The organism is Citromicrobium bathyomarinum, from assembly GCF_021021475.1.
In the GTDB taxonomy this organism is placed as follows: domain Bacteria; phylum Pseudomonadota; class Alphaproteobacteria; order Sphingomonadales; family Sphingomonadaceae; genus Alteriqipengyuania; species Alteriqipengyuania bathyomarina.
The window spans coordinates 406,550-428,491 of the sequence record NZ_JAINWL010000002.1 but is presented as its reverse complement, the minus strand read 5'-3'; the positions used below and the strand labels follow the sequence as shown (position 1 = coordinate 428,491).

The 21,942-nt window shown below is 65.3% G+C and carries 26 protein-coding genes; 6 read left to right on the top strand and 20 right to left on the bottom strand.

Going from position 1 to position 21,942, the window contains the following annotated elements:
* Nucleotides 1-4: 4 nt before the first annotated feature.
* The 7 genes from K7H93_RS10065 to K7H93_RS10035 all read right to left on the bottom strand — a co-directional run bounded on the left by K7H93_RS10065 (nucleotide 5) and on the right by K7H93_RS10035 (nucleotide 8,901).
* Entirely contained in the window at nucleotides 5-1,384 is a 1,380-nt protein-coding gene (locus K7H93_RS10065; protein WP_230783495.1) for a flagellar hook-length control protein FliK, read from the bottom strand.
* 215 nt (nucleotides 1,385-1,599) lie between these two features.
* Nucleotides 1,600-3,705, bottom strand: a complete 2,106-nt coding sequence (flhA, locus tag K7H93_RS10060; protein WP_230783494.1) for a flagellar biosynthesis protein FlhA — start codon at nucleotides 3,703-3,705, stop codon at nucleotides 1,600-1,602.
* A 26-nt stretch (nucleotides 3,706-3,731) separates the two neighbouring features.
* The gene (locus tag K7H93_RS10055) at nucleotides 3,732-5,066 is read right to left on the bottom strand and encodes a sigma-54-dependent transcriptional regulator (RefSeq protein WP_230783493.1); all 1,335 of its coding nucleotides are present in this window, start codon (nucleotides 5,064-5,066) and stop codon (nucleotides 3,732-3,734) included.
* Nucleotides 5,066-5,437, bottom strand: coding sequence for a flagellar motor switch protein FliN (gene fliN / locus K7H93_RS10050; RefSeq protein WP_050775848.1), 372 nt, complete (start codon nucleotides 5,435-5,437; stop codon nucleotides 5,066-5,068). Before fliN ends, K7H93_RS10055 begins: the two co-directional genes overlap by 1 nt.
* A 20-nt stretch (nucleotides 5,438-5,457) precedes the next feature.
* Complete coding sequence (gene fliF, locus K7H93_RS10045) at nucleotides 5,458-6,993, bottom strand: flagellar basal-body MS-ring/collar protein FliF (protein ID WP_230783764.1); 1,536 nt, start codon at nucleotides 6,991-6,993, stop codon at nucleotides 5,458-5,460.
* A 179-nt stretch (nucleotides 6,994-7,172) separates the two neighbouring features.
* Nucleotides 7,173-7,862 (bottom strand): FliH/SctL family protein, encoded by a 690-nt coding sequence (locus K7H93_RS10040; RefSeq protein WP_010236233.1) that lies wholly within the window; start codon nucleotides 7,860-7,862, stop codon nucleotides 7,173-7,175.
* Nucleotides 7,863-7,866: 4 nt separating this feature from the next.
* Nucleotides 7,867-8,901 (bottom strand): flagellar motor switch protein FliG, encoded by a 1,035-nt coding sequence (locus tag K7H93_RS10035; protein WP_010236235.1) that lies wholly within the window; start codon nucleotides 8,899-8,901, stop codon nucleotides 7,867-7,869.
* 83 nt (nucleotides 8,902-8,984) lie between these two features.
* Between K7H93_RS10035 and K7H93_RS10030 the strand changes: the two genes are divergently transcribed.
* Nucleotides 8,985-11,747, top strand: coding sequence for a WD40 repeat domain-containing protein (locus K7H93_RS10030; protein ID WP_230783492.1), 2,763 nt, complete (start codon nucleotides 8,985-8,987; stop codon nucleotides 11,745-11,747).
* Between the two features lie 23 nt (nucleotides 11,748-11,770).
* Nucleotides 11,771-12,190: a flagellar basal body protein gene (locus tag K7H93_RS10025; protein WP_029140373.1), complete on the top strand. Its 420-nt coding sequence runs from the start codon at nucleotides 11,771-11,773 to the stop codon at nucleotides 12,188-12,190.
* Nucleotides 12,191-12,340: 150 nt separating this feature from the next.
* On the opposite strand, the gene K7H93_RS10020 is transcribed toward K7H93_RS10025, so the two are convergent.
* Genes K7H93_RS10020 through K7H93_RS10010 form a run of 3 tightly spaced genes read right to left on the bottom strand, consistent with a single transcriptional unit; the run spans nucleotide 12,341 to nucleotide 14,162 of the window.
* Complete coding sequence (locus K7H93_RS10020; protein ID WP_226662312.1) at nucleotides 12,341-12,763, bottom strand: hypothetical protein; 423 nt, start codon at nucleotides 12,761-12,763, stop codon at nucleotides 12,341-12,343.
* Nucleotides 12,760-13,074, bottom strand: coding sequence for a rod-binding protein (locus tag K7H93_RS10015; protein ID WP_010236247.1), 315 nt, complete (start codon nucleotides 13,072-13,074; stop codon nucleotides 12,760-12,762). Before K7H93_RS10015 ends, K7H93_RS10020 begins: the two co-directional genes overlap by 4 nt.
* Nucleotides 13,071-14,162, bottom strand: a complete 1,092-nt coding sequence (locus tag K7H93_RS10010; protein ID WP_230783763.1) for a flagellar basal body P-ring protein FlgI — start codon at nucleotides 14,160-14,162, stop codon at nucleotides 13,071-13,073. Before K7H93_RS10010 ends, K7H93_RS10015 begins: the two co-directional genes overlap by 4 nt.
* A 98-nt stretch (nucleotides 14,163-14,260) precedes the next feature.
* On the opposite strand from K7H93_RS10010, the gene K7H93_RS10005 reads away from it, so the two are divergent.
* Nucleotides 14,261-14,677, top strand: coding sequence for a flagellar assembly protein FliX (locus K7H93_RS10005; RefSeq protein WP_010236249.1), 417 nt, complete (start codon nucleotides 14,261-14,263; stop codon nucleotides 14,675-14,677).
* Nucleotides 14,678-14,715: 38 nt separating this feature from the next.
* Here the strand turns inward: K7H93_RS10005 and flhB are convergent, their stop codons facing one another.
* From flhB to flgC, 5 genes are read right to left on the bottom strand one after another with little or no spacing between them, the layout of a single operon-like run.
* The gene (gene flhB, locus K7H93_RS10000; protein ID WP_230783491.1) at nucleotides 14,716-15,780 is read right to left on the bottom strand and encodes a flagellar biosynthesis protein FlhB; all 1,065 of its coding nucleotides are present in this window, start codon (nucleotides 15,778-15,780) and stop codon (nucleotides 14,716-14,718) included.
* 3 nt (nucleotides 15,781-15,783) lie between these two features.
* Entirely contained in the window at nucleotides 15,784-16,533 is a 750-nt protein-coding gene (gene fliR, locus K7H93_RS09995; RefSeq protein ID WP_230783490.1) for a flagellar biosynthetic protein FliR, read from the bottom strand.
* Between the two features lie 4 nt (nucleotides 16,534-16,537).
* A complete protein-coding gene (locus K7H93_RS09990) occupies nucleotides 16,538-16,801 on the bottom strand; it encodes a flagellar biosynthetic protein FliQ (protein WP_222825370.1) in 264 nt (87 codons plus the stop codon).
* A 19-nt stretch (nucleotides 16,802-16,820) separates the two neighbouring features.
* Nucleotides 16,821-17,150, bottom strand: coding sequence for a flagellar hook-basal body complex protein FliE (gene fliE, locus K7H93_RS09985; RefSeq protein ID WP_230783489.1), 330 nt, complete (start codon nucleotides 17,148-17,150; stop codon nucleotides 16,821-16,823).
* 12 nt (nucleotides 17,151-17,162) lie between these two features.
* Nucleotides 17,163-17,570, bottom strand: coding sequence for a flagellar basal body rod protein FlgC (flgC, locus tag K7H93_RS09980; RefSeq protein ID WP_222825372.1), 408 nt, complete (start codon nucleotides 17,568-17,570; stop codon nucleotides 17,163-17,165).
* A 122-nt stretch (nucleotides 17,571-17,692) separates the two neighbouring features.
* On the opposite strand from flgC, the gene K7H93_RS09975 reads away from it, so the two are divergent.
* Genes K7H93_RS09975 through fliP form a run of 3 tightly spaced genes read left to right on the top strand, consistent with a single transcriptional unit; the run spans nucleotide 17,693 to nucleotide 19,077 of the window.
* The gene (locus K7H93_RS09975; RefSeq protein ID WP_226662325.1) at nucleotides 17,693-17,926 is read left to right on the top strand and encodes a FliM/FliN family flagellar motor switch protein; all 234 of its coding nucleotides are present in this window, start codon (nucleotides 17,693-17,695) and stop codon (nucleotides 17,924-17,926) included.
* Between the two features lies 1 nt (nucleotide 17,927).
* Nucleotides 17,928-18,335, top strand: a complete 408-nt coding sequence (locus K7H93_RS09970; protein WP_230783488.1) for a flagellar biosynthetic protein FliO — start codon at nucleotides 17,928-17,930, stop codon at nucleotides 18,333-18,335.
* A 1-nt stretch (nucleotide 18,336) separates the two neighbouring features.
* Entirely contained in the window at nucleotides 18,337-19,077 is a 741-nt protein-coding gene (gene fliP, locus K7H93_RS09965; protein ID WP_230783487.1) for a flagellar type III secretion system pore protein FliP, read from the top strand.
* Nucleotides 19,078-19,131: 54 nt separating this feature from the next.
* On the opposite strand, the gene K7H93_RS09960 is transcribed toward fliP, so the two are convergent.
* Genes K7H93_RS09960 through K7H93_RS09940 form a run of 5 tightly spaced genes read right to left on the bottom strand, consistent with a single transcriptional unit; the run spans nucleotide 19,132 to nucleotide 21,942 of the window.
* Nucleotides 19,132-19,782, bottom strand: a complete 651-nt coding sequence (locus tag K7H93_RS09960) for a PilZ domain-containing protein (protein WP_230783486.1) — start codon at nucleotides 19,780-19,782, stop codon at nucleotides 19,132-19,134.
* 1 nt (nucleotide 19,783) lies between these two features.
* Entirely contained in the window at nucleotides 19,784-20,236 is a 453-nt protein-coding gene (locus K7H93_RS09955; protein WP_230783485.1) for a flagellar basal body-associated FliL family protein, read from the bottom strand.
* A 13-nt stretch (nucleotides 20,237-20,249) separates the two neighbouring features.
* Nucleotides 20,250-21,095, bottom strand: a complete 846-nt coding sequence (locus K7H93_RS09950; RefSeq protein WP_230783484.1) for a flagellar motor protein MotB — start codon at nucleotides 21,093-21,095, stop codon at nucleotides 20,250-20,252.
* Between the two features lie 2 nt (nucleotides 21,096-21,097).
* Nucleotides 21,098-21,388 carry a hypothetical protein gene (locus K7H93_RS09945; protein ID WP_226662344.1) on the bottom strand — a complete coding sequence of 97 codons (291 nt, stop codon included), beginning with the start codon at nucleotides 21,386-21,388 and terminating at the stop codon, nucleotides 21,098-21,100.
* A gap of 41 nt (nucleotides 21,389-21,429) precedes the next feature.
* Nucleotides 21,430-21,942 carry a chemotaxis protein CheD gene (locus tag K7H93_RS09940; protein ID WP_226662346.1) on the bottom strand — a complete coding sequence of 171 codons (513 nt, stop codon included), beginning with the start codon at nucleotides 21,940-21,942 and terminating at the stop codon, nucleotides 21,430-21,432.

Sequence of the window (21,942 nt, the reverse complement as noted above, 5' to 3'; positions counted from 1 at the left end):
GTCCTCAAGCGAAGAGATCTAGGCTTCCGCTACCGAGGCGCTTCGCGCGGGCTGGCTGCGCGCCGTCATCGCCCTCGGTTTCGGATTGTGCGGTGTTCGCACCGGAAGGAGTTTCGGGGCGGTTCTGCTGGCCCTGCTGGTCGCCGCGGCCCTGGCTGCGCGCCTCGAACTGGAAGGATTGGCCATCGGTACGCACGCCAGCATCGCCCAGCGCACGGACCAGATCGCCACTATCGCGCCGCAGCATATCCAGCGCCGCGGCGCTCTCTGCGGTCACATGCGCCCGCATCGTGCCCTTGTCGTCGAACTGCAGGCGGATATGAATCTCGCCCATTTCCGCAGGATCGAGGCGAATGGTCAGGCTATCCTTGCCATCGAGGCTGCGCCGGGCGATCTCGACGCCAAGCTGATGCCCGATCTCGCCCGGCCGGGCGGAGACGGTTCCGGGAACCGAGGCGGCGGGCCTGACGGTGTCTAGAGCCGGCTTGGCAGGATCAAGCCGGGTCTGGGCCAGCATGTCAGCCGTGCCCTCCCCGCCTTCACTTGCAGGGGCGGCGGCATCTGCGCCATTCTCTTTCACGAGCTGGGCAAAATCGCCGGTGTTACCGTTTTCAGGTGCCTGGGCCGCCGTGGAGCGGGGCGCAGCGGCATCGGGCGCCTGGCGAGCGTCACGAGCGGACACCGGAATGTTGCTGTCGTCCTGAGCAATATCGTCCGCCGTGGGTTCATCCGAAACCACAGAAGGCTGCCGCGCAGGGGACGCAGGGACCGCCTCGGCCACAGCATCTGCGGGCATCGCCACAACGACCCCATCCGCCGTCTCCGGCATATCATCCGCGCTCGGGACGACGTCGGGATCGCTCTCGGGCTGATCGACCGGCACAGGCTCAGCATCCGTGTGAACGGGCACCTGTTCGATCGCGGTGTCGGTGTTTTCACCGACAGGCGGGGCGGGCTGTTCGAGAGCCTGCTCGGGCGTTGCCCGCACAATCGGTTGCGCAACCGATTGCGCAATCGGCTGCGAGATCGGATCTGGGCGGGCAGGGTTGGGCTGCGAGACGGGCTCCGCATCGCGCACCTGTTCATCCGGCGCAATCGCGGGGCTGTCCCCCTCGGCCTGGACGCCCAGCGACGTCGGCAAGCGCTCGCCATCCGGCGAAGGCTGGAGATCGGCGAGTTGGATGGCGCTCTGCCCGGGATTATCGGCGGGCGGCGCATCGACCGGCTGGGCAGACACGTCGGCCGCGACAAGGGTCGCCACCGGCGGCATTGCGGGATCGGGCATCAATGTCTGGCCCGCCATGCCGGACGCAGCGGCGAGCTGGCCCGGGATCACACCAGGGCGCGCAAGCTGCTGGCTACCGTCGAGGATCATGCCCGGCATATTGCGCAGGCCTGCAAACCCGCTCAGTTGCGTCGCCTGCTGCGACGAAGGCGCAGTCAGCAATGCCGCGAAGGAGGGGCCTTGCGAAGGGAATGGGGTGGCGCCCCCAGACAATCCAGAAGGGGAGCTGTTGCCGGGAACAAGCGAGAGGAGTTGGGTCATGCGGTCCTTTCGCCCGGGGGGCGCCTAAGAGCATTATAGGATGATGAAAGCGATCAGGGCGCTTCGAGCACATTTTGTTGACCGATGCTGCCAACCGAACGAACGCGGGTGCGCGGATGGATCTCGTTTTGCGAGAGAACCACGGTCGCAGGGCGCACGCGTTCGATGATCGAGCGCACGAACGGGCGGATCGACGGGCTGACGAGAAGACACGGAATCTCGTTCCTCGCGGCCAGCGTGTCGTAGAGTTCACGCACCTGGGTGATGAAGCGCTGCAGGTTGGATGGAGCCATCGCGAGGTGACGTTCGTCCCCTTCCCCGATGATGCTCTCGGCAAATTGCTGGTCCCAGTCGGGCGACAGGGTCAGGATCGGGATGTAGCCGTCGCGGGTCTGCTGGGCGGAAATCTGCCGGGCCAGCCGGGCGCGGACGTGCTCGGTGATCTGGGTCAGGTTCTGGGTCAGCGGAGCGGTCTCCGCGATCGCTTCCAGAATGGTCGCCATGTCGCGCACGGAGACCCCTTCGGCGAGCAGGTTCTGCAGGATCCGCTGGATGCCCGAGATGCTGATCTTCGCAGGCACCAGGTCGGCGACCAGTTTCTCCGCGTCGGTATGCACCTCGTTCAGCAGTTTCTGCGTTTCGGTGTACGACAGAAGCTCGGCGATATTGTCCTTCACCAGTTCCGCCAGATGGGTGGTGACGATGGTGCCGCAGTCGACCACGGTCAGATTGCGCAGGCCCGCCTCGTCCCGCAGTTCGCGATCGATCCACAGCGCGGGCAGGCCGAACACCGGCTCCTGCGCAGGGTCGCCCGGCAGGCCGACATCGCCGCCGCCCGGGTTAATCACCATCAGCTTGTCGAGCCGCAGCTCGCCCGCCGCGACCTCGGTCTCGCGGATGAAGACGCGGTAGTCGTGCGCGCCCAGCCCCATATTGTCGATGATCCGCACCGCAGGCAGCACGAAGCCGTAATCGGTCGCCATCTGGCGGCGCAGCGCGCGCACCTGATCGTCGAGCCGCGGCTCGGCGGCCGAACCCTTGATGATCGGCAGCAGGCCATAGCCCAGCTCAACCCGCACCGCGTCGATTGCGATAGTATTGGCGATGGGTTCCTCGGATTCGGCCGAAGCGATCTCGGCCTGGGCCTTCTCGGCCTGTTCGTGCGCAAGCTGCTGCTTGTGCTTGCGGCTGGCCCACCAGCCGTAATAGCCGCTGGCGGCGGACACGAAGGCGAAGGGCAGAAAGGGGAAACCGGGCAGCAGCGCGAACGCCCCCATCAGCACGGACACCATGGCGAACGCCTTGGGATAACGGCCCAGCTGTTCGCCCAGAGCATTGCCGGTCTTGCCCGACATACCGCCCTTCGAGACGAGCAGGCCCGCAGCGGTCGAGACGATCAGCGCCGGAATCTGGCTGACCAGTCCGTCACCGACCGTCAGCAGAGTATAAGTGGTGAAGGCTTCGCCGAACTCGACGCCGTGGATCGCCACGCCGACGATCAGCCCGACGATCACGTTGATCGCGGTGATCAGCAGCCCGGCGATGGCATCGCCCTTCACGAACTTTGAGGCACCGTCCATCGCGCCGAAGAAGCCGCTTTCCGCCTCCAGCTCCTGACGCCGCGCACGCGCCTGTTCCTCGTTGATCATCCCCGCGCCAAGATCGGCATCGATCGCCATCTGCTTGCCCGGCATCGCATCGAGGCTGAAACGCGCGGCGACCTCCGCGATGCGCCCGGCGCCCTTGGTGATGACGACGAAGTTGATCACCACCAGGATGATGAAGATGGTGAGGCCGATGACGGTCTCGCCGCCGATCAGGAACTGCCCGAAAGCGCCGATCACGCCGCCTGCGGCCTGTGGCCCTTCGTGCCCGTGGCCCAGGATCAGCCGGGTCGAGGCGAGGTTCAGGCCCAGGCGCAGCATGGTCGCGATCAGCAGGATCGTCGGAAATGCCGAAAGCTGCAGCGGCTTCTCGATGAACAGCGAGGTCATCAGGATCATCACCGACAGCGTGATCGAGATCGCGAGCCCGAAATCGAGCAACCACGCCGGCATCGGCAGGATCAGCATCGCAATGATGCCGATCACACCGATCGCCAGCGCGAGATCGCGGTTGGCACCGATGCGTTCGAGGAAGCTGGTCAGATTCTGGGGCATGGCACGGGCGACCTGTTACGAGGGTATTACTTGGACGGGGCGACGCTGATGCCCGCCTGAACGAAGCTGTTGATCTTGTTGCGCATCGTGCGCACCGAAATGCCCAGGATCGACGAGGCAGACGTCCGATTGCCGCCGCACCGCTCCAGCGTGTGGAGGATCAGCTCGCGTTCGACCTCGGCGACCGTATGGCCGACCAGCTGTTCGACATGGAGACCGTCTTCGCCGACCGGACGGTCAGGCTCGATCGGCGAACCATCGGCGTGCACCAGCGCCTCGGCACCGATGGTGCCCGATCGCGCGAGCAGGATGGCGCGATGAATGGTCGTCTCAAGCTCGCTGACATTGCCGGGCCAGGTATAGCCTGCAAGCACGCGAGCTGCCGTGTCATCGAAGCCGGGCACCGGCGTCGCGTAAACGTCGGCGAACTGCGCAGCGAAATGCCGAGCGAGTTCTATGATGTCCTGCCCCCGGGCGCGCAGCGGCGGCATCCCGATCTCCGCTAAGCCAAGCCGGGCGTGCAGGTCCGCGCGGAACCGGCCCTGCTCAACCAGCGAGCCGAGATCGACGGTTGAACTGGTGATCAGGCGCGCGCCTTGGCGGGTGCTTCCCGGCGTGCCGGTTTGCCTCGTCTGCAGCACGTCGAGTAGCCGCGCCTGCAAGGTCGGGCAGAGGGCTTCGACGCCGCGCACGAAAATCGTGCCGCCTTCCGCCTCGTCCACACGGCCCACCCGGCGCGCGATCGCGCCAGGGAAGGCGCCCGGCTCGTGACCGAACAGCTCCGATTCGAGCATTTCGGGCGACACGCCATGGCACTCGACGGTCACGAAATGGCCAGCTCTGCCAGAGCTGGCATGAACCAGCCGGGCCATGACTTCCTTGCCGGTCCCCGGCTCCCCCCGGATCAGAATCGGTGCCGCGGTGGCGGCCATGGACGTTGCAAACTCCATCGCCTGCCGCATCGCCTCGCACGCGCCGATCATCTGGCGAGAGGGGCGCGCGACGGACATGATAGCCGCAGCAATCAGGTCACGGTCGGGCGGCAGTGGCAGATAATCGCGCGCGCCGCCGCGCACGGCGGCCACAGCCCTCTGGGCACTGGCATCGATGCCGCATGCGATCGTGGGAACAGCGATGCGTTCGGCATGCAGCGCGGCAATGAAGCCGGGCACGTCCAGCGCCACGTCGATCATCACCAGATCCCCGCCAGCACGACGCAGCAGGTCCATTGCCGAGCGCTCGTCATCCGCCATGGTGACAAGAGCACCCGTCTCGCGCGCCATATGCGCCGCTTGCCGGAAGATCGAGTGCTGCGCGCCGACCAGCGTCATGCGCACCGGAGTTGAGAGAGATCCGTTCATCAGTCGTCTTCGTGCACGATCTCGGTCAGGGTCACGCCCAGCGCTTTGTCGATCAGAACCACCTCGCCACGGGCGATCAGGCGGTTGCTGACGAAGATGTCGACCGGTTCGCCAACCTTGCGATCCAGTTCGACCACGCGTCCCGGAGCGATACTCATCAGTTCGGAGACGGTCATACGGGCGCGGCCCAGCACGGCCTGCATCTTGACCGGCACTTCGTGGACCGCGTCGAGCCCAAGCGCGCCACCGTCACCCTCGTACACGGCAAGATCCTCCAGCGGTTCGGGCGCAGCGGTCTCTCCAAGAGACGGCAGGTCAACGAAGGCTTCCGAGTTCTGCTCGATCGGAGCGGCGGCGATGTCATTGTCCATTTCGGTCATGAGAGTATCCTTCAGGCGCTGAGCCATTGGCGAACGACGGCGGCGGATTCGGCCGGGCTGGCGGCAACCGCGTCACCGATTTTCTTGAGTGCGGAAGCCTTGAGCTTGCCTTCGACTTGAGCGAGCGCGATTTCGTCATCCAGTTCGGGCCCGCTCAGCGCGGGGGGGCCGTCGTTTTCGAGTTGTTCGTCGCCACCCCGCCCATCGGGCGTGAGATCGATCACGCCCTGCCCGGGAGGCGGCAGCTGGCCGGCGGCGAGGGCGGGTTCGGACTTGGGCCGGAGCATACGCAGGACGAACAGGCCGACCACCGCGATGACCAGCAGCTTACCCAGATCGAACAGCTGGCCAAGCGGAAGGTCGGACCAAAAGTCTCCTTCGGCATCGGCAATTTCGTCGGGCTGCGCGAAGGGCATGCTCTCCACGATCACGCTGTCGCCACGCTCTGCATCATAGCCGACCGCGTTCTCGACCAACCGGGTCAGGCGCTGCACCTGCGGCGCAGGCAGGCCCTGTTCGCCGCCATCGACCATCACGGCCACGGTCAGGCGAGAAACCTTGCCCGGCATGCGGGTGGTCAGCGTCCGACGGCTGCTGTTCTGGAAGGTAATGTCTTCGGATGTTTCGTTGCGGGCGCTTTCGCGGGTGTCGCCGCCGCCGCCCATGACATCGCCACCCTCAGGGAGCTGCGCGCCAACGGTGACCCCTGGCGTGGCCCCTGCGTTCTCACGATTCTGATCGCCCGATTCGACAGAGATCTGGCGTGCAATCACCTGCGTATCCGGATCGAACACCTCCGCCTCTTCACGGGTCTGATCGCGGTCGATGTTTGCCGACACTTCCGCGCGGACCTTGCCCACGCCGACAATCGGTTCGAGCAGGGCCTCGATCTGGGTGCGGATGCGGGCTTCGGTGGCGACTTGGCGTTCGTCGGCCTGGCTCGCGCCAGCCTCGCCAGCCTCCCCGGCGCGCGCCAGCAGCGCCCCCGTCTGATCGACGATGGAAATGGATTCGGGCGACAATTCGGGCACGGCGGCGGCGACCAGATAGCGGATCGCCTCGACATTGCCGGACGACAGCTTGCCGCGGGTCTTCACGGTCACGGATGCGCTGGCCTTGCGCGCTTCGGGCGCGAACAGCGCGCGTTCGGGCATGACCAGATGGACCCGAGCGTTGACGATCGACTGCAAGGTCGCGATCGAACGCCCAAGCTCGCCCTCGATCGCGCGGGTCTCATTCATCTTTTCACGGGAGGAAGAGACCCCGAAGGCCTGCTGGGTGTCGAGCACCTCGTAACCGATCGTACCGCCCAGCTGTTCGCCCGCCATACTCATACGCAGTTCGGGAAGGCGATTTTCCGGGGCCAGCACCGCAGTGCCGTCGCCCGAAAGCGAGTACGGCACGTTCTGCGCGCGCAGCTTCTCGGTGATCGCCTGCGCCGCCGTGGGGTCGAGATCGGTGTAAAGATAGCCCATCTCGTCGGACGAGCCACCGCTCATCGCGACCGCCGCCAGTGCAGCGAGCAGCGCGAACGCCACGCCGCCCATCATCAGCACCCGGCGTGGCCCGAGTTGTCCGGCAAAGTTGCGCAGTGCTTCCAAGGTGACCCCGTAGGATTGCGCCGACAAAATCGCCGGCTCTCGGGATCATTATAGAAAGGCTGCGGGGCGGCATTTTTTGCCGGTGGGAAATTTTTGCCGGGTGCACAAAAGCCCGGCGCGACAGGTCACTCGGGGGAGTGATCCATGATCGGAGCAAGCTCGTCCAGCACCGCTTGGCGGCGGCTCTGCGCATCGACGATCACCCCGCCACGATCCCAGCGCAGCACCGCATCGCCGGGGGCGAGCGATGCGTCGCCGGATACGACCAGCGCCAGACGACGGCGGTCGCGACTCTGCCGCTCGGCGATCCGCGCCTCGATATCCTCGACCAGATCCGGGTGGACTTTTACATCGATCTCCTGCCCTCGCGCGACCTGCGCGAGCGCGCGCCCGATCGCTTCGTCGACCGCGCCACCGGGCTGCTGCGCAACAGCCTGTCCGGCCAGCGCTTCGGCCGCCGCAAAGGCGACCTCGATCGCATCGGCCTCGGCCTGGGCCTGCAATTCACCGGACTGCTCGGAAAGCTCGTCCAGCGATGCCTGAACCGCATCCAGCGCAGAAAGGATCGCCGCATCTCGTTCTGCGCGCACATGGCTGCACCCGGCCTCGAACGCTTCGGTTCTTGTCCGGGCCAGTTCTTCCGCATGGCTCTCTTCGATCCGGGCGATCTGCCTGCGCAGGGTATCTACGTCGTGCGCCAACTCGGCCGCGTCGGTCTTGCGTCGATATTGCCGTGCCGGTTCGCGAACCGGCATCGCAAACGTGCGGTCGAAGCCGAACGGCCGGACATGAAGGTTATGATCGTGCATCGTCATGCGATCAGTAGATCATCGATTCATCGGACTTCGGATCGACCAGAACGATCTCTCCCCGATCGGCAAGGGATTTGGCCAGGCGGACAAGCGCGGCTTGCGCCTCGTCGCATTCGCGTGCGCGCACCGGGCCCATCGCGCTCATGTCTTCGCGCAGCATCTTGGCCGCGCGCTCGGTCATCGCACCCAGGAACAGCGTGCGTATTTCTTCCGGCGCGCCCTTCAGCGCCAGCGCCATTTCGCGCTTATCGGCGTTCTTCACGATCGTGGCGATCGATGCGGTCAGGAGATTGCCCAGGTCCTCGAAGGTGAACATCAGCGCGCGGATGCGCTCCGCCGATTCCGCATTGCACTCTTCGAGCGCGCTGAGCATCCGCTCCTCGGCGGACCGGTCGAGCGCGTTGAACACCTCGGCCATCATCTCGTGCGGGTCGCGCTTCTGGGAGCGCGCCAGATTGGTCATGAACTCGCTCTTGAGCGTCTGCTCGATCTCGGCGACGATTTCCTTCTGGACCGGCTCCATCCGCAGCATTCGCTGGATGACGTCGGTCGCGAAGTCGCTGGGCAGTTCGGAAAGCACGCGCGCTGCATGCTCGGCCCGCAGCTTGCTAAGGATCACCGACACGGTCTGTGGGTATTCGTTGCGGAGATAGGCGGCGAGAACCGCCTCGTTCACATTGGACAGCTTGTCCCACATGGTGCGGCCCGAGGGACCACGGATGTCCTCCATGATCTCCTTGACCTTGTCTTCGCCGAGGATGCCGGAGAGCAGTCGCTCTGTCGTCTCGTACGATCCGTGCAGCGACGACATGCTGGAGACTTCGCTGCTGAACTGGACCAGCAAGTGCTCCACCGCCACGGCCGGCAACCGGCCCAGCTGGGCGATCCCGGCGGACAGTTCCTTGATCTCGTCGTTGTTCAGCTGCTCCCAGATCGGTGCCCCGTGTTCCTGGCCAAGCGCGAGCATCAGCGCAGCAGCACGCTGCGGCCCCGAATATTTCTTGAGCTCGGCAGGCTCCACGAGATTGGCGGCCATGGTCATGTCAGTTCCCCAGAGAAAGAAATCCCAGCGCCCATCCCGCATGATGGGAGCGCTCGTCCTATTATAGAGGAACGAACAGCCGATTGGACGGACGTAGCAAGAAGGTGCCGACAAACCTCAACAGCAGCCTCGCAGGCCTCAGCCTGCTCAGCGGAACCAACAGTTTCGCGATGTTCTCACCCGGATCGGGAGGGTTCGAAACGCTCGCCGTTCGGCGAGCAAAAGCGAACTTCTCGACGCCCGAAACCACGCCGCCGTGGAAGGAGGCCCAGCCCAGAACGTCGCTGTCATCGCAGGTTTCCGCAATCCGGCGCATGTCGTCGATAATCGATGCAGGGCCCACCGGCGCCCGCAAGCTGCCGAGCGATGTGGCCACCGCCTTCACCACCTACCGCGCGCTAGACCGGCTCCGCATGCTCGCAGAAGCCGCAACCGCTGGGCCCACGGACTCCGTGCGCGAGACGCTGCAGGGCGTGTTCGCAAAGGGGTTGCAGGATCTTGAGGCCTTCGTCGCCTCCGCACCCCGCGAAAAGCTGACTCTCGCGTTTGACGAGCCCAGCACCAGCGTCCGCTCTGTCGCGGTCGCCGCGGATGCCCCCGTCGGCACGGTCGCGGGCAAGGGCGTGGCCGAAGCGCGCGATGCGCCGCTCAGCGCGCTTACGGGTACGGAACGCTTCGCCATCACCATCCGTCGCGGCGATGCGAGCGACGTGATCAATGTCGACCTGGCCGGAGGACCGCAGCCGCCCACGCTCGATTCGATTTCGGGCTCGATCAACGATGCGATCGCCGCCGTGCCGATGCGTGCACCCGACGGCAGCGTCAACCTCGACGCAGACGGCAACCCGGTGCCCCGCTGGCTGGTCCGCTTCGTGCCGGACAAGAGCACCGGAAGCTGGGGCTTCAAGATCGAAAACCCGGGCCTGGAAGAGGTTTCCATCGACCAGATCGATGCGCCCGATGCGCTGATGGTGGTCACCGGCCAGACCGATCCCGATACCCCCGCATCGACGCAGGTGATGCGGATATCCGATCCGGCCGGCACAGCCCAACGATCGACCCTGTCCCAGATCGCCGGGCTCGACCGGCTGGCGACTGAGCGTGCGGAACTGAATGCACCGAAATATGCGCCGATCGAGGGCGTTGAACCGCCTTCGACAGAGCGATTTGCCGCCACCACTGCGCAATCGGTCGTCACTGCTGCCGACGGCACCAGTTTCGTCGTCGGCACGACTTCGGGCGATCTCGATTCCAACCGGGTCGCCGGTTCGCAAGACCTGTTTCTGACCAAGCTGGACAGCGAGGGCGCCGTTGTCTGGCAACGCGCGCTCGGTGCCAGCGGCTCTGCCAGCGGTGCGGCGGTCGCCCTCGGCCCGGATGGCCAGATCGTGGTGGCCGGCACGGTGACCGGCAGCTTCGACGGGGCCAACACCGACGGCGACATGATGGTCGCGCGCTTCGACGCGAACGGCGCAGAGCTGTCCTCCACCGTCATTCGTGCGGTTGGCAGTGACAGCGCAAGCGCGCTCGCGGTTGCCGCAGACGGTTCGATCTTCGTCGGCGGGCGCGGCGCGACGGGCGGCGGCGATGCGTTCATCGCCCGGCTCGACGCGGACGGTCAGCTGCGCGAGCGCCGCCGGATCGACAGCGGCGGCAGCGACACGGTCAATGCGCTGGCGATCGGAAGCAACGGCGAGCTGCTCGCGCTCACCAGCGAAGGCGGCGTCGGCACGCTGCGACGGATCGACAGCACCTCTCTGGTCAACGATCTCGGCTCGATGGATCTCGGTCGGGTCGATGCCCGCGTGCTCGCGGTCGCCGCCGACGGCACCATCGGGATCGGCGGCTCGGCCTCCAGCGCGGTGACCGGCAACCAGCTCAACGCCATGCAGGGCGGGCGTGACGGGTTCGTCGCGCGAGTCAGCGCCGATCTGGCCAGCAGCGATGTCAGCTATATCGCCACCGGAGCGGACGAGCGGGTAGACAGCATCGCCTTCATGGGCGGCAATCTCTACGCGGGCGGACGAACCACGGGCGACCTCGACGGCGCACGCCGCGGCACCAGCGACGGGTTCGTCGCCCGGCTCGATGCAGGAACCGGCGCGATCGCCGATATCCAGCAATTCGGCCTCGCCACCCGCACGACCGAGCCGGTCCGCATCGCTGCGGCCACCAGCGGGTCGACCGTGCTGGGCGCGCTCGGTCTGAAGCGCGGGCGGCTCGACAGCACCGATTCCCCCCTGCTGACCGCGCAGACCAGCCTGCGCGCAGGGGACCAGTTCTCGATCAAGGTCAACGACGGAATCGCACGGCAGATCACCATCGCCGCGGACGAAACCATGGCGACCTTGTCGCAGAAGATTAGCCGGATCACCGGCACCAAGGCGACCGTCACCACGCCATCGGGCGATGATGGCCGAACTCTGAGCATTACGGCGAAGGCAGGCCAGGCGATCGAGCTGGTCAGTGGCGGTGAAGGGCGCGATGCGCTTGCCAAGCTGGGCCTGCCCGAAGCGAAGCTGGTCGCGCCGCCAGCCTACGACAAACGCGCACCCAAGGTTGTGCCAGGCGGCAGCTACGGCCTCGACCTGACCCATGCGTTCGACATTTCGACCCGCGAAGGCGCGGCGCTTGCCACGAAACGCATCAAGAGCGCGATCTCGATGACGCAGACCGCCTATCGCTCGCTCTACTGGGACGATGGGAAGGCCGCGATCGTGAATGGCGGCGCCGGTTCTACCGGCGGCGCATCCCCGCGCCAGCTGGCGCAGATCGCAAACTATCAGGATGCGCTCGCCCGCATCAGCAGCCTTACCGCCGGGCTCAACTCCGGCGGCTTGTTCTAACAACTCAGACCAGGGAGCATGGCATGAGTGAAACGAGTCCAGCCCTCCTGCGGGGCATTGGTGTCGCCATGCGGCATCTTTCGGATCGCCAGCAGGTGATCGCGCAGAATATCGCCAATGGCGATACCCCGGGCTACAAGGCGCGCGAAGTCGAAGCGCCCAGCTTTGCGGGAATGGTGGATGCAAGCGGCGCGGGGCGCGTTGCGCGGCCCACCGTCCAGATCAGTTCCGAAATGCGCGCGCTTGGTGCACGCCAGCAATCATCGAGCGCGATCATCCTGGACGAGAATATCGTCGAGACGAAGCCGGACGGCAATAATGTCACGCTGGAAGAACAGGTGCTGAAGCTGGGCGCAGTGCAATCCGAATTCACCGCGCTGACCAACCTCTATCGCAAGCAGATGCAACTGCTCAAAACTGCGACCGGTCGCGGCAACGGATAAGCCGATCTAAAAACAAAGCGACCCCGGCTGGCGTTGGTGCCAGCCGGGGTCGCTTTGTATGTGTTGGAATGTGGTTCGGGGCCCGACCCGTTAGTGGTCGGAGAAATCAGGCAATCCCGGCCAGCCCCCAGGCTGGCCGGGATCGTCGTGTTAGAGGCTGGTGTTGACCGAGATCGGGCTGGAATCCTGCCGCCACGTCACCGAACCGGTGTCGCGGTAGCTGCAACTGGAATTCCCGGTCAGCCGCTTCGCTTCGGCCGCGACCGCGTCGATCAGATCGTTGGAAAGGTCACGCTGCCGCCTGACCACGGTCGCGTTGGACATGGCCGCGGCCTGCAGCGTGCCCATCGCCTCGGTCAGCGCGGCGTCCTGCTCTGCGTCCAGATCGCGCAGCCAGTTGGGCGTTTCGCGGTTGAGACGGACGATCTCGGCCTCCATCTGCGCCACCAGGCGGCGCTTGGCGGCGACCAGCTCTGCGTGGTCGGCAAGGCGCCCACGCTGGCCGAGTGCTTCGGTTTCCTCATCCATCAGCGAGGCAATCGAGCGGGCAGCATCGAGAATAGTGTCGATCATTGAGAACCCTCCTGCATTTTGATCATCTGTTCCATCACCGACGGGGCCAGGCCTACGCCGCCCCGTCTGGCGATTTCCGCACCCAGCTTTTCAGCCAGGACTCCGCGAAATATCTGCTCGGCATGGCCGCCGGAGAACTCATCCCCCATTTCGACGCTTTCGAGCATGAGCTTGGACATCTCGCCCAAGAAAACCGCTTCGAATTCCTCGGCCGTCTTGGCGATCTCGGCGCGCGATGCGCCGGGCGATGCGCCGCTCGGCACCGCCGCCGGCAGCCCCTGAAAGGGCGTTGCTGAAGCTGCGCTCGTCATTGGATCGTGATCTCCGCCTGCAGAGCGCCCGCGCCCTTGAGTGCGTGAAGGATCGTGATCAGGTCGCGCGGCGACACGCCCAGCCGGTTGAGGCCGTTGACCAGCGACTGGAGCGAGGTGCCCTGTTCCAGCATCGCAAGCGAGGCCCCGCCGCCGTCATCTACCTCCAGCCGGGTGCGCGGCACCACCGTGGTCTCTCCGCCGGAGAACGGGCCGGGCTGCGATACGATCGGGCTTTCGGCGACGCTGATCGTCAGCCCGCCCTGTGCGATCGCCACCGGGCTGATCCTGACGTCGGCGGTCATCACCACCGTGCCCGCCGCCTCGTTCACGACGATCCGCGCAGGCTGGTCGACATCGACCGGGAGGTTCTCGATCTCGGGCAGGAGCTGGAGAAGCGAGCCGCCATAGCCGCCCGCTCCACCCAGCTCGACCGTCGCCGGATCGAGCATGCGTGCCGCACCGGGGAAACGCTGGTTGATCGCCCTTACAATACGATCGGCGGTGGTGAAATCGGGGTTCTTGAGCGCCAGCTTGAGGCTGTCCGCGCTGCCCAGCACATAGGGAACCTCACGCTCGACGATCGCACCACCGGCGATCCGGGCGGAGGTCGAAACCCCGCGGCTGATGCTGGCACCTGCGCCCTGAGCCTTGAAGCCCGAGACCGCAAGCGGACCCTGGGCGACCGCGAAGATCTCTCCGTTCAGGGCGCGCAGGGGGGAGATGAGCAGCGTGCCGCCCTGCAGACTGGTCGCATCGCCCATCGCAGAGACCTGCACGTCGATCCGCGAACCGGCACGCGCGAAGGGCGGCAGGGTCGCGGTGACGGTGACGGCGGCGACGTTCTTGGTCCGCAGCTGCATGTCGCGCACGCTCACGCCCATGCGTTCGAGCATTGATTGCAGCGATTCCTCGGTAAACGGGACGTTGCGGGTACGGTCTCCGGTCCCGGCCAGACCGACCACGAGGCCGTAGCCGACCAACTGGTTCGTACGCACGTTCTCGACATCGACGATGTCCTTGATCCGCGAACCTGACTGGGCCTGCGCGGGCGCTGCGAGAAGCAGGGCCAAAGCTGTGACGACCATTGTCACGATGCGCATATTCTCGCTCCTGTTTACCAAAATGGCTTCCTTTTCTTATAGAATAGAGGAGGACAAGAATCGCACTTCGGTAGGAGTTTATCGTGCAGATCAGCGCGCTGTTGCCTGCCCCGGCTTTGCTTGCGGGGTTCGCCCGCAAGACCCCGACGTTCAACCTCGGGGAAGAGCCGGACGTGCCCACCGCGCAGGTGCCGCAACAGCCTGCCGTCCAGCCCGGCCAGCCGCTGGGTTCGGTGCAGATGCTGGTGACTCTTGCCGCCTATGATCCAGACCGCGAACGCCGCCGACAGATGGCCGAACAGGGTTTGGACGGGCTCGACGAACTCGAAGCGCTGCAGGTGGAACTGGCCACCGGCGAAGTGACGCCCGAACGGCTGGAGCAGTTGGCCGAATGGGTCGCTCAGGTCGAGCAGCCCGCCGATCCTGTGCTTGCCGAAATCATCGCCGATATCGAACTGCGCGTGCGCGTCGAACTGGCTAAATTCGATATCGAGGTCTAGACTCTCCGCATCGGCGGCGAGGCGCAAAGGCGCGGTTGCTACCGCCGTCCTTGCGCGAGCTTCATCACGTAGGAGATGATTTCGGCCACGGCGAGGTAATGCTCTGCCGGGATCGGCTGATCGAGCTTGGCGCTGGCGTGCAGGGCACGCGCGAGCGGCGGTTTCTCGATAATCGGAATGTCGTTGTCTTTCGCAATCTCGCGGATCTTGAGCGCGACCGCGTCGACGCCCTTGGCGACCACGACCGGAGCCGCCATCGCGCCGTGATCATATTGCAGCGCGACCGCATAGTGGGTCGGGTTAACGATAACCACGCTCGCCTGCGGGACCTTGGTCATCATTCGCCGCTTGGCGCGTTCCATGCCGATCGCGCGCACCTTGGCCTTGATCAGCGGGTCGCCCTCGGCGTCCTTGTGCTCGTCCTTGATCTCCTGCAGCGACATCCGCATCTTCTTCAGGAAGGCGCGCCGCTGATAGATGAAATCGGCGGCAGCGAGCGCGGCGACCATGATCGTCGCGGCCTTGACCATCTGGAACACCAGATCCGCCGCGACCTTGCCGACCGCGTGCGCGGGCGCGCCGACCAGCGTTTCGATCCCGCGTGCGTGCGGCCACACCACGATCAGCGCGACCCCGGCGACGAGCCCGAACTTCGCGAGCGTCTTGGCGAATTCGACGAGACCCTGCTTGCCGAACATGCGTTTCAAACCCGACCCGGGGTTAACCTTGCTCCACTTGATCTTGAGGCGCGACAGGGCCAGCGTCGGCCGACCTTGCAGGAACAGCGTGAGCAGCGCGAAGAACATCAGCATGCCGAGCAGCGGGCCCAGCGCGAGCCCGACTTGGCCCATCAGCAGGGCGGCAAAGGTCTGTCCGCTACCGCGAACATCCAGCTCGTCCGCCCCGCCCCACAGGCTCACGAAGACCGTCAGCATGCGCGAGACCGCCCACGCGCCCATCCCGCCCATCACCACGATCGCGGCAACGAACATGCTCGCGTGGCGCATCTCCGGTGCGCTGGCGACGTCGCCCTTCTTGCGCGCATCGTCGAGCTTCTTGTCGGTTGGGTCGTGCGTCTTCTCGCCGGAATCGGATTGCGACATTGATCAGACCCAGCCCTGCTGAACCCATTCGGCCATCGCCATCGCAAAGCCCATCAGCACCGCGCCCAGCGTTGCGCCGAAAAGCGCAAGGCCGAGCAGGATGTTGAGCGGCTGGGCGATGAAGAACACCTGGATGGTGGGCGCAAGCCGCGCGGCAAGGCCGAGCGCGACGTTGAACACGATGCCGTAGACCACCAGCGGCGCGGCGAGCGAAAAGCCCAGCTCCATCGATCGGGTGGTGGTGGCGATCGCCAGCTGCGCGAAATCGGCGGCGGGCGGCAAGCCGCCGACCGGGAAGACGAGGTAGCTGTTGACCATCGCGGCGATCCACAGGTGATGCACGCCGAGCGAGAAGCACACGATAACCGCGGCCACGCTGACCAGCTTGGCGATCACCGGCAATTGCCCGCCCAGCGCCGCATCGGGCATCACCGCAGAGGTCAGGCCCGTCTGCAGGCTGATGATCGACCCTGCGATGGTGATCGCGAGAAACATGATCCGCACGATCGCGCCCAGCGCCAGCCCCGTCAGCAGCTCTGCAAAGGCAGTTGCCGCCAGGCTCACGGCGTTGCCCGTGGGGGGCACCTGCGGCCCGAGCATGCCGAACAGGCCGAGCGAAATGCCCAGCGCAACCAGCAAACGGATGCGGCCGGGTACTGCATCGTCGGAGAACGCGGGCAAAACCATCAGCATCGCCCCCAAACGGGCGAATACCACCAGGAAGCCCTCCACCTGTACGGGCAAGTCTCCCATAGCCTCAGCCGGCCACGATCCGGTCGGAGACCTGGGCCATGAAATTGCCCATCGCATCGCCGATCATCGGCAGGCACAGCAGCAGGACGAAGCCCATCACGAACAGCTTTGGCACGAAAGTAAGCGTCATCTCCTGAATCTGGGTGAGCGCCTGCAACAGGCCGATCGCCACACCGATCACCAGCGAGGTGAACAGCATGGGGCCGCTAATCGTGAGGATCACGATAAGCGCCGCATGGGCAATCTGGATGGCGTCAGTAGAGGTCATGTTCGCTGCCCGATCGCGACTAGATCTGCATCCGCATGATCTCGCCATAGGCGCTGACCACGCGATCGCGCACGGCAACCACCGTGTCGAGGGCGGTTTCGGCGGCACCAATGGCGGTGACCACGTCGATCAGGTCGCCCTTGCCGGCGACCTGGCGAATGCTCGCCTGCTCGGCAGCGTGCAGCTTGCCCGAGGTGTCGGCGACAAGGCCGGAGACCAGATCGCCGAAGCTGCCGCCGTCTTCACCGCCGGGGGCAGCCTTGCCGGCAAGGCCGCCGGGCTTGGAAACGGGAATTCCGGCAAGACCTCCGCCATAAGCGGTCGCTGCGTCATATGCATTAATGGACATCGGGGGCGTTCCTTACTTGAGGAGGTCGATCGTGCGCATCGTCAGGCTGCGTGCCGCTTCGATGGCGTTGAGATTGGCTTCGTAGGATCGCTGGGCGGACTTCATGTCCGCACTTTCGATCAGCGAATTGACGTTGGGCATCTTCACATAGCCATCGGCATCCGCCGCCGGATTGCCGGGCTGGTGAACCCGGGTGAAGTCCGACTGGTCGGCCTGGATGCCGGTGATTTCGACCGTGGTGGCGCCGCTGGTGCGGTCCAGTGCAGCACGGAAAGTCGGCACCTTGCGCCGATAGGGATCGCCCCCGGGCGTGTCGGCAACGGAATTGGCATTCGCCAGATTCTCGGCGATCACACGCATGCGGAGGGTCTGGGCGCGAAGCCCTGCTGCGGAAACGCCGATCGAACTATCAAGAGACATTGTGTGGCCCCGGTTGTGATGCGCCGAGCGGCGCTGACTCACTACTGATAGGAAAATATTGCCTACCCCGGGGCGGGGGGCAGGACTTTTCTTCCTAGAATGCGGGCAAGGAGTTTGTTGCCATGTCCGTACTCAATGATGTCCCGGTCGACTGCACCATCGCGCTGGGTTCGACGACCCTGCCGATCAAGCAGATTCTCAAGCTGTCGCGCGGCGCGACCATTCCGCTCGACTGCAACGAGGACGATCCCACGCTGATCTATATAAATGGCCAGCTGATCGCGAAGGGGCAGATTCTTGTCGAAGGCGACAAGATGCTGCTGGAGATCAGCACCCTCGTAAAGCGGGGGCGCTAGGATGGACACGCTGGTCCTGTTTCGCACCTTTGGCGCACTCACTCTCCTGCTTGGCCTTCTCTCGGGCGCGCTGTGGGCGGTGCGACGGTTCGATATCCGCCTGCCCGGTGCGGTCACCCGCCAGCCGGATCGGCGCCTCGAACTGGTCGAGCGGCTGGGGCTCGACCAGCGCCGCTCGGCAGTGCTGATCCGGCGCGACGATCGCGAGCATCTGCTGATCATCTCCCCGGAGGGCCAATTGCTGGTCGAAACGCTCGAAGCGCGGCCGACCAAGGCCCCCCCGCCTCAGCCGGAACGCGCCGCACGACCACTTCCGGAATCGTTCACCGCATTGCTCAACCACAAGCTGGCAATGCCGGGGAGCACCTCGTCACACCGCGCGAAGCCCGGTTCCAAGCGAAAGAACTGACATGATCTTCCGCCAATTCCTGCGTACCGTAACCGGTGCTGCTGCCCTGCTGCTGATCCCGGGACACGCGCTGGCGCAATCCGCCACGTTCGATCTGGGCGGCGGAGGCTCGATGTCGGGCAGCGTAATTCAGCTGGTCCTGATGCTGACCGTGCTGAGCCTTGCCCCCGGCATCCTGATGACGGTCACCTCTTTCACCCGTATCGTGGTGGCCCTGTCGCTGCTGCGTACCGGGATCGGCGCGCCCGGCGTGCCGCCCAACCCGGTGATCATCAGCCTCGCCCTGTTCCTGTCGTTCTTCGTCATGGCGCCGACTTTCGAGAAGGCGTGGGAAGACGGTGTAACCCCCTACACGCAGGGTGAGATCGGTGAGGAAGAAGCGTTCGCGCGGACCTCTGCCCCCTTCCGCCAGTTCATGCTCAGTCAGGTCAACGAAAGCGATCTGGAACTGTTCGTCGAGCTTTCGGGTAAGCCTGCGCCCAGCCGCAGCGAGCTTGCCATGTCGACGCTGGTCCCGGCCTTCATGATTTCCGAGCTGCGGCGCGGGTTCGAGATCGGGTTCCTGTTGCTGCTGCCGTTCCTCATCATCGACCTTGCGGTGTCCGCCGTGCTGATGGCGATGGGTATGATGATGCTGCCACCACCCACCATATCGCTACCGATGAAGATCGTGTTCTTCGTGCTGGTCGATGGCTGGGCGCTGGTCGCGGGGTCGCTGGTCAAAAGCTTCGGGGGCGGCTGAATAACAGCCCCCCGCCAACCTGCGGGACAGCACCGGGCCATCCGCCTTTGCAGCCTAAGGAGCGGCAAAACGCAGGTCCGGTGCCTCCAACCAGCGGGCGAAGGACCCGAAGTCGGGCCTGACGTGGAAGATCAGCCCGGCGCGATTGCCGGTCGCCCAGCGGCTGGTACACGCCAGCGGCGGCAGACCGGGGATGGTGAGGGACCCATCCGCCCCGAGCGGAAAGCCCGCGTCACTTTCGACCCGGCAACCGCCAAGCGATATATCGACCAGCCGCAGCGTCAAAGCCTCTCCGGCGGTCTGCAATCGCGCGCGCGCGGTTGCGTGAAAGCGCGGACTACGCGCAGCCAGCCTCTTCCCCGAGGGCCCCACCGGCGGAGAGAGCATCTCCTGATGATCGACGTTGTGGGTGAAGGCGATGCCCGCCGCCAGCTGGTTGGTCCATGCAACCTGCCCGTCTATGCACACGCCGCTGCGCGCTTCGATCGCGACCCGATCGCCCTTTTCGAGTGGCGAACCGGTGTCGATGCGCATGCCGCCTTCGGACACGTTACGGATGCGGCAGATCGTATCGCTACCGCGGTGCCGCAACCGCCCGAGCATGAGCAAGGTGACGGTGCGCTCCAGCCGGGGGATCTTGTGCCCGCCGCCCGCAGAATGCGTAACGCGCGACGATCCGGAACCGATGAATGCTTCGCGCCCCATCTCAGACTGGCCTCGCGCTGGCGATGGCGACCGCGCTGACCGTGCCTTTTTCGAAGGCGACATCGGCCGCTTCCTGAACGATCTGGCGGAAGATCTCGAGCGTCGGCAGGGTTCCATCAGGTCCGCTCGCCATCGGCTTGCGATAGGTACGCATGTTGATCTCGTGGCGCAGCAGCGGGAGGCGCGCAGTCACGTCTTCGGATTGATCTTCGGGCACCTGAAGCGCGATCTGGAACGAGACATAGCCGGCGAGACGCTGCCCGTCGGGCAGCACCAGCGGCGCCATCACATCGTCTACCTCGACCAGCGTGGTGGGCTTTTCCTCGGCGCTGCTCGCGCCATCAGCCTCGGCAGGGCCGAGCAGCATCGTGGTGCCGTAGGCCGCGCCGCTCCCGATCCCGACACCGCCCGCCAGCAGCACGATCGGCATGATCATTGTCTTGATACCCGGCATGGCTGCTTACTCGCTAGAATTCGAAACTTGTGTCGGGCGGCAAGGCGGAGCCTTCCGCCTTGATGATGATCGCGATCCGGCGGTTTTCTGGCCGCATGGGCTGATCGGGATAGACGGGGCGCGTGCTCGCCATCGCGGAAACCTGGCTGATCCGGTCGTAAGACAGCCCCGCCGACTGCATGATCCTGCGCGCCGCCTGGGCACGGTCGCCCGAGAGCTTCCAGTTCGCTTCGCTAAGCCCGCCTTCGGCGTCGGTGTGCCCTTCCAGCGCCACGCTCACCCCGGTTCCGGCAACCTCGCGCGCGATCCGCATCAGCAGGTTGGTGGCGTAGCTGTTGGGCTCGCCCGATCCGTCCTTGAACATCGGTCGCTTGGCCGTGTCCATCAGGCTGATGGTCAGCGTGTTGCCGTCCTCCTTCATTTTCGCATTGTCGGAAACGCGGTCGTCGGCGGTACTATCGATGACGAGGCGCAGCTCCTGTGCGAGCACACGCATCGACGCATCCGGCACGTTCGCGGTGCCCCCCCGGGCCGCACCTGCGGTCGCGGCTTCCATCGCCGGGGTGCCCTGTGGCTTCTGCTCGCTCGATTGCGCCGCCCGGCTATTGCCCGCGCCCGCAGACGAACCACTGCTGCCCGGTCCGACAGCGCCGGGATCGGCAGGCGTGAAATACTCGGCCAGCCCCTTGAGCATCTCCTTGTCGGGGTTGGCCGTCAGCCACAGCAGCATGAAGAACGCCATCATCGCGGTCACGAAGTCGGCATAGGCGACCTTCCACGCGCCACCGTGATGCCCCCCGCCGGTGACCTTCTTGACCCGGCGGATGACTATGGGACGATCGGAGGCTTGAGTAGCCATGTTCAGTTCGCGCGGGTCGCCGCCCGCAGGCGATCCTGCAGCGCTTCGAGGCACACCGCATCAATGGCCTGGTGCGAATGCACGCCCGACGCCAGCCGGTCGAGCACCCGGGCGCTCTCACCCACGCGCTGGATGACGAGATCGAACGCCTGCAGGCGATGCAGATGCCTGAGGGCGATGTCCTCGTCGGCGACGAGGACGTGGGCCAGTTCCTCCACCAGAAGGCTTACCTGACGGATTTCGTCAGCAATGGCCCGGCACAGTTCGGCAGTTTGGTTTTCGAGAATATCCATGGCTCATCCCAGGCAAACAAGAAGACGTTCCGACAAACACATCAGAACAGCTCGACATCATTGGTGGCGATCCGCTGCGGGCGCTGCTCGAGCGGTGCGTCGGTGACCTTGATCGAGCGCACCTTGCCGTCGAACGGCAGGAATTCGACCTTGCGCGCGCTGGTCCCACCCAGGTCGCAATGGCGCACCTCCAGACCTTCCGTCTGCATGAACCGGCGGGCAAACTCGGCATTGCTGCTGCCGATCGCCCCCAGCCCGGCGACGATATTGGCGCCGCCGTACAGATGGCCGCAGAGCCGTTCGCGCTTGGCACCGGCCTGCATCATCGCGTTGATGAGCAGTTCCATCGCGTGCACCCCGTAGCGCTGCATTTCCTCGGGCCTGAGATCGTGCCCGGCGGTCGGTTCGCCGAGCAGGAAGTGGTTCATCCCGCCAAGGCGAGCCACGGAATCGTGGAGGCACACTGCAACGCACGATCCCAGCACCGTGGTCAGCATGACCTCCGGTTCGGCAATGACGCGATGTTCGCCCTGGATGATGGAGACGCGGCGCAT

Bases quoted from the DNA above. Each gene is read 5' to 3' on its own strand.
- K7H93_RS10035 (WP_010236235.1), bottom strand. From the start codon at position 8,901: ATGACCATGGCCGCCAATCTCGTGGAGCCTGCCGAGCTCAAGAAATAT.
- K7H93_RS09960 (WP_230783486.1), bottom strand. From the start codon at position 19,782: ATGGGGCGCGAAGCATTCATCGGTTCCGGATCGTCGCGCGTTACGCAT.
- K7H93_RS10055 (WP_230783493.1), bottom strand. From the start codon at position 5,066: ATGAACGGATCTCTCTCAACTCCGGTGCGCATGACGCTGGTCGGCGCG.
- K7H93_RS09990 (WP_222825370.1), bottom strand. From the start codon at position 16,801: ATGACCTCTACTGACGCCATCCAGATTGCCCATGCGGCGCTTATCGTG.
- K7H93_RS10010 (WP_230783763.1), bottom strand. From the start codon at position 14,162: ATGGTCGTCACAGCTTTGGCCCTGCTTCTCGCAGCGCCCGCGCAGGCC.
- K7H93_RS09975 (WP_226662325.1), top strand. From the start codon at position 17,693: ATGTCCGTACTCAATGATGTCCCGGTCGACTGCACCATCGCGCTGGGT.
- K7H93_RS10015 (WP_010236247.1), bottom strand. From the start codon at position 13,074: ATGACGAGCGCAGCTTCAGCAACGCCCTTTCAGGGGCTGCCGGCGGCG.
- fliF (WP_230783764.1), bottom strand. From the start codon at position 6,993: ATGGGCGGCGTGGCGTTCGCGCTGCTCGCTGCACTGGCGGCGGTCGCG.
- fliP (WP_230783487.1), top strand. From the start codon at position 18,337: ATGATCTTCCGCCAATTCCTGCGTACCGTAACCGGTGCTGCTGCCCTG.
- K7H93_RS09945 (WP_226662344.1), bottom strand. From the start codon at position 21,388: ATGGATATTCTCGAAAACCAAACTGCCGAACTGTGCCGGGCCATTGCT.
- flhB (WP_230783491.1), bottom strand. From the start codon at position 15,780: ATGTCGCAATCCGATTCCGGCGAGAAGACGCACGACCCAACCGACAAG.
- K7H93_RS09970 (WP_230783488.1), top strand. From the start codon at position 17,928: ATGGACACGCTGGTCCTGTTTCGCACCTTTGGCGCACTCACTCTCCTG.
- K7H93_RS10020 (WP_226662312.1), bottom strand. From the start codon at position 12,763: ATGATCGACACTATTCTCGATGCTGCCCGCTCGATTGCCTCGCTGATG.
- flgC (WP_222825372.1), bottom strand. From the start codon at position 17,570: ATGTCTCTTGATAGTTCGATCGGCGTTTCCGCAGCAGGGCTTCGCGCC.
- fliN (WP_050775848.1), bottom strand. From the start codon at position 5,437: ATGGACAATGACATCGCCGCCGCTCCGATCGAGCAGAACTCGGAAGCC.
- K7H93_RS10065 (WP_230783495.1), bottom strand. From the start codon at position 1,384: ATGCCGGGCATGATCCTCGACGGTAGCCAGCAGCTTGCGCGCCCTGGT.
- flhA (WP_230783494.1), bottom strand. From the start codon at position 3,705: ATGCCCCAGAATCTGACCAGCTTCCTCGAACGCATCGGTGCCAACCGC.
- K7H93_RS09955 (WP_230783485.1), bottom strand. From the start codon at position 20,236: ATGCCGGGTATCAAGACAATGATCATGCCGATCGTGCTGCTGGCGGGC.
- K7H93_RS09940 (WP_226662346.1), bottom strand. From the start codon at position 21,942: ATGCGCCGCGTCTCCATCATCCAGGGCGAACATCGCGTCATTGCCGAA.
- K7H93_RS10040 (WP_010236233.1), bottom strand. From the start codon at position 7,862: ATGACGATGCACGATCATAACCTTCATGTCCGGCCGTTCGGCTTCGAC.
- K7H93_RS09950 (WP_230783484.1), bottom strand. From the start codon at position 21,095: ATGGCTACTCAAGCCTCCGATCGTCCCATAGTCATCCGCCGGGTCAAG.
- fliR (WP_230783490.1), bottom strand. From the start codon at position 16,533: ATGGGAGACTTGCCCGTACAGGTGGAGGGCTTCCTGGTGGTATTCGCC.
- K7H93_RS10025 (WP_029140373.1), top strand. From the start codon at position 11,771: ATGAGTGAAACGAGTCCAGCCCTCCTGCGGGGCATTGGTGTCGCCATG.
- fliE (WP_230783489.1), bottom strand. From the start codon at position 17,150: ATGTCCATTAATGCATATGACGCAGCGACCGCTTATGGCGGAGGTCTT.